This window comes from Sulfurimonas sp. (assembly GCF_016744025.1).
GTDB lineage: Bacteria > Campylobacterota > Campylobacteria > Campylobacterales > Sulfurimonadaceae > Sulfurimonas.
In genome coordinates this window covers 1-4,869 of the sequence record NZ_JADGFC010000154.1, presented here as the reverse complement: position 1 = coordinate 4,869, position 4,869 = coordinate 1, and the positions used below count along the sequence as shown (strand labels likewise).

Sequence of the window (4,869 nt, the reverse complement as noted above, 5' to 3'; positions counted from 1 at the left end):
CTTCTTTGTTTTTGGTCGAATAAGATTAGCAGATTATCGATTAATCCTATCTTTCAACTTACTTTCAAAAAATTGCACTTGATTTTAGAATTGGCGATTCAAAAGAATAAAGAGCTCGTAAAGAGAGAAATATTAAGAGTTATTCAAAGAATAAAGACAATGGAACTAATAACTTACAACACACATAAAAAAGAGCTCAAAGAAAGAATAAACTTTTTTCACAATATATTTACAAATTCATACAATAAGCACTTAACTAAAAAAGAACTAATATCTACATACAAGAATGAACTTAATAGTTTTACTTGGGATAATAATAGTGGGTACTTTTATATTTTTGATACGAATGGTATTATTTTATATCATGGTAAAAATGACAACTATGTTAATAAGAATATATTTGATTTAGCAAAGAATAACTTAGAGCTTCAAGAATTTCTAAAAGAAACTATAAAAAAAGATGAAAACTTTGGTAAATATACGTGGTATAAACCAAATACAAATACAAATACAAATAAACAATACAAAAAATATGTCTATGCCAAAAAAATTGATAAACTAAAAATCTATATTGCCGCCGGTATGTACAAAAATGAACTCCAAAAAGAAGTACAAGGAATCATTTTTAATGAATTAAAAACAGAACGTTTTGGAGATGGAAATTATGGGTACTTTTGGATTCATAACTTAAACAATATTATGTTGGTGCATCCAGATAAAACACTTCTACTGAAAAATATGAAAGATTGGAAAACATCTGATGGTCAATATCTTTTTCGCAATATTGAGAAACTAGTAAAAGAAAAAAAAGCTGGATATATAAATTATATTTGGAATAGACCAGATAAGGTTGAAATTGAAGATCATAAAACATCATATGTTTATCTTATTAAAGAGTGGGATATGGTTATTGGTTCTGGATTTTATTTAACAGAATTAAGAGATATTCTTAGCACTGAAAAAAAACTCATAAAAGACTCACTATATAAAAACCTAAAAGAAAACCTTTTACTTATGATTGCACTAGTTATTCTTAGTATTTTATCTGCTTTATTTATATCAAATAGAATAAAAAAAATAGAATTATCTCGTAAAGAACAGATGAATATGCTCGAACAATATAAGTTAATACTTGATAAAAGTGCTGTTGTATCTAAAACTGATATTAATGGAATAATCACATATGTTAATGATGGTTTTTCTAAGATAAGTGGGTATGAAAAAGATGAAGTAATTGGAAAGCCACATAGTATTGTCCGTCATCCAGAATCACCGAAAAGTCAGTTTAAATCACTATGGAGAATAATTCAAAAAGGAAATGTTTGTAAAGGTGTTATTAAAAACCAAACTAAAGATAATAATAGTTACTATAATAGTACAACTATAGTAGCTATTAGGGACGCAAATGGAAATATTATAGAATATATATCTTCTGGTACCGACATTACAGAACTAATAGAAAATAGGACAAAACTCAAAAGTATATTTAGTACTGACTCTTTAACTGGTCTTGGCAATAGAGTAAGTTTAATCAATAATATTTCTAAAAATCAAAATGGCGTACTAGCTATAATAAACATAGATAGATTTAAAGAGATTAATGACACATTTGGTCTAGAGTCTGGTGATGAAATCATAAAAGAGTTAGGTATTAGAATTTTCAACTATGTAAATGATGAGAACTATACTCTATATAGAGTTCAAGCAGACATTTTTGCTCTATATACTTTAAATAAAACGCAAGAAGAAGTTGTAAAAACAGTATCAATGTTGATAAATACAGTAGGGAAAAAACCATATATTATAAACAATTCAAATATTATCTTAACATATACTTCAGGCATTGCTAGCGACAATGAAAATCTTTTTACATATGCGGATATAGCACTTAGCGAAGCTAAAAATAGAAACATTAGAATTAAAGTATATGATAATTCTATGAATAATATAGAAGAATATAAACAAAATATACTATGGGTTGAAAGATTATATGTAGCTATTGCAGAAGATAATATCGTCCCATTTTTTCAACCAATATATAATTATCATACTCAAAAAATAGAAAAGTATGAGTGCCTAATGAGGTTACTAGAAAATTCAAAAGTAATATTTCCGGGTGAGTACTTACCAGTTGCCAAAAAAACAAAACTATACCCTGAACTAACATATAAAATGGTTGAAAAATCAATAGATAAATTTGCTTCTCTTAATGAAGAATTTTCTATAAACTTAAGTATTGAAGATCTTATGAATGAAGAGTTAATGGACTTTATCTTTGATTATGCTCAAAAAAACAATGTCTTTAAAAGATTGGTTTTAGAGATTGTAGAATCAGAAGAAATAAAAGATAGTGATTTCATATCTAAGACTATTAAAAAGTTTAAAGAAGAAGGTTCAAAAGTAGCTATTGATGATTTTGGGAGTGGTTATTCAAACTATGATTATTTAATATCTCTACAAGCTGATTATATAAAAATAGATGGATCAATAGTAAACCATGTAGTAGATGATGATAGAACAGCAGAGGTAGTTAAATCTATCGTAAATTTTGCTAAAAAATCTAATATGAAAACTATTGCCGAGTTTGTAAGTTCAAAAGAGATAGATGCAAAAATTAGATCATTAGGAGTAGATTATGCTCAAGGGTTCTACTATGGTAAAGCAGAACCTGAACTTCTTGACTAGATAGATTATAAAAATTTAAGTATTGCTTCTTCTATATTCTCTTTTTCTATAACAGAGTCATGAACTATTTTCTTTGCAAAAAGTTCATTTATCATAGATGGAATCTCAACATTAGCAGTTTTAGAAATAGACTCTAATGCTAGTATATCTTGAGTATCTTCTTCACCAGTTAAAGCATTTGCTATTACAGGAGAAAATTTTGTCCACTCAGCAGTTGAGTAAACAATACTTGGAATATCTTTAGTAGCACAAGACTCATAAGCTTTGAAACATGTTGCAGTGTGTGGATCCATTAAATAACCATCTTTAAAAGCATTTTTGATATATTCTTTACCTTCATCATCTGTACAAAAATCAGCTACAAAGATCTCTTGAAGTTTACTTAGTTCTTTTGAAGTTAAAGTATAGATTTTCTTAGTATCTAAGTCATGCATAAGTTCTCTAGTTCTTTCAGCTCCATATAGACCAAAAAGAACACGTTCAACATTAGAAGACTTTAAAATGTCCATCGCTGGTGAAGTCGTCAGTATAAGATCTTGATCACGCATATCGTAAATACCAGTTTGAATAAGACGTGTTAAGATATTGTTTTCATTAGAAGCGATAATTAACTTCTCAACTGGAAGTCCCATAAGCATTGCATAGTAACCACCAAGTACATTACCAAAGTTTCCACTTGGTACATTTAGGTAAATTTTTTCACCTATTTTTGTAACATCTTGTCTTACTAGTTCTAAGTAGTTATGAATATGGTAAATAATTTGAAAAATAATACGTCCAAAATTTACTGAGTTTGCAGCTGATAAAGAGATATTTTTCTTATTTAGTGCTTCTTCAAAACTAGGAGATGCTAAAAGATTTTTAAGAGCTGATTGAGCATCATCAAAGTTACCTTTAATACCAATTACTTTTAAGTTAGAAGCATCTTCTGTAACCATTTGAAGTCTTTGGACATCAGAAGTTCCATTTGCTGGATACATACAAACAACTTGAATATTTTTCTTATTTTTAAATGTTTCTAAAGCTGCTGGACCTGTATCACCACTTGTTGCTGCAAGGATTAAATAGTTGTCATTTTTTTTCTGAGCAACTGAAGATAAGATGCTACCAAATGGTTGAAGTGCCATATCTTTAAATGCACGCGTTGGACCATGATAAAGCTCACTAACATAAAGGTCTTCTTTTACTTTTACAACCGGAACTGGGTTATTAGAATCATCAAATTTATCATAAAGACTAAGCGCCTCATCAATAACACTTTGATCAATATCTATTTCAAAACGCTTAAGTAAATCAGATGCTAATTCTTTGTATGAAGAGTTTATATGTTTGTTTAAAAATTCATTCCCTAATTCTGGTAATGTCTCAGGTACATAAAGACCACCAAAAGAGGCAATTGGGCTTAGTATTGATTGGGAAAAAGTAACACTGTTAGTTTTTTTGTCATCACATCCACGAGTTTGAATAAAGTTCATATTTTCTCTGCTTATTTTTTTAAAATTATATCTAAAAAATATCTTTAATCCGAATCTCCATCATGCTTAAGAAACATTACAAGTATACTAATCAACAATAGTGTCGCTACTATCTCATAACCAATAGCCCAAACAATAAAAAAAGACGACATATCCAATAATTTGAAATTATCGAAATTAGCTCCGGCTATAGTAGTGAAAAGAAAAACAGAACCGATAATGTAAGGAATTAAAACAAAATATAGAGTATATAAGAGAGGTTCAAGTCCATCAGGAACGTAAAGATAATCTTTAAGATTTATTTCTTTTTTTGCAAAACTTTTAGGTTTTTTCTTTTTTACAGCTTTCTTTTTCTGATCTGCACGTAGCATCTGATTGTAATAAAGCATATTATGCTGATCTTTGTCAAACTCCACAATAAACCCTTTTTATAAAACTACAATTGCTTAATTTCATGCAATAAGTTCAATAGTAACTAAAAAATTATTAAAAAAAATTTAAGCACTAATATTTACTTAAAAAGTCTCTCTGGATTAATATGATAAGACTTTTGCGTTACTTCAAAGATTAACTCATCGCTAACACGACCTATTGTATAACCTTTTTTTATTTTTTTACCCTTTTTTATATTTGGTGAGATTTGTGATAGATTTGCATAAATAGTATGTAGTCCATTTAGATGTTGAATAATTACTATATTATCTAAAAC

The 4,869-nt window shown here is 28.2% G+C and carries 4 protein-coding genes; 1 reads left to right on the top strand and 3 read right to left on the bottom strand.

Annotated elements, in window-relative coordinates; translation table 11 throughout:
* Positions 1–72 precede the first annotated feature (72 nt).
* Positions 73–2,685, top strand: coding sequence for an EAL domain-containing protein (locus tag QZZ48_RS14030; protein WP_366755939.1), 2,613 nt, complete (start codon positions 73–75; stop codon positions 2,683–2,685).
* A gap of 5 nt (positions 2,686–2,690) precedes the next feature.
* On the opposite strand, the gene thrC is transcribed toward QZZ48_RS14030, so the two are convergent.
* The 3 genes from thrC to QZZ48_RS14015 all read right to left on the bottom strand — a co-directional run.
* Positions 2,691–4,160 carry a threonine synthase gene (thrC, locus tag QZZ48_RS14025; RefSeq protein WP_294966880.1) on the bottom strand — a complete coding sequence of 490 codons (1,470 nt, stop codon included), beginning with the start codon at positions 4,158–4,160 and terminating at the stop codon, positions 2,691–2,693.
* A 44-nt stretch (positions 4,161–4,204) separates the two neighbouring features.
* A complete protein-coding gene (locus QZZ48_RS14020) occupies positions 4,205–4,576 on the bottom strand; it encodes a hypothetical protein (protein WP_294966879.1) in 372 nt (123 codons plus the stop codon).
* A 95-nt stretch (positions 4,577–4,671) separates the two neighbouring features.
* On the bottom strand, positions 4,672–4,869 hold a 198-nt coding region (locus QZZ48_RS14015), incomplete at its 5' end, for a peptidoglycan DD-metalloendopeptidase family protein (RefSeq protein ID WP_294966878.1).

Bases quoted from the DNA above. Each gene is read 5' to 3' on its own strand.
- thrC (WP_294966880.1), bottom strand. From the start codon at position 4,160: ATGAACTTTATTCAAACTCGTGGATGTGATGACAAAAAAACTAACAGT.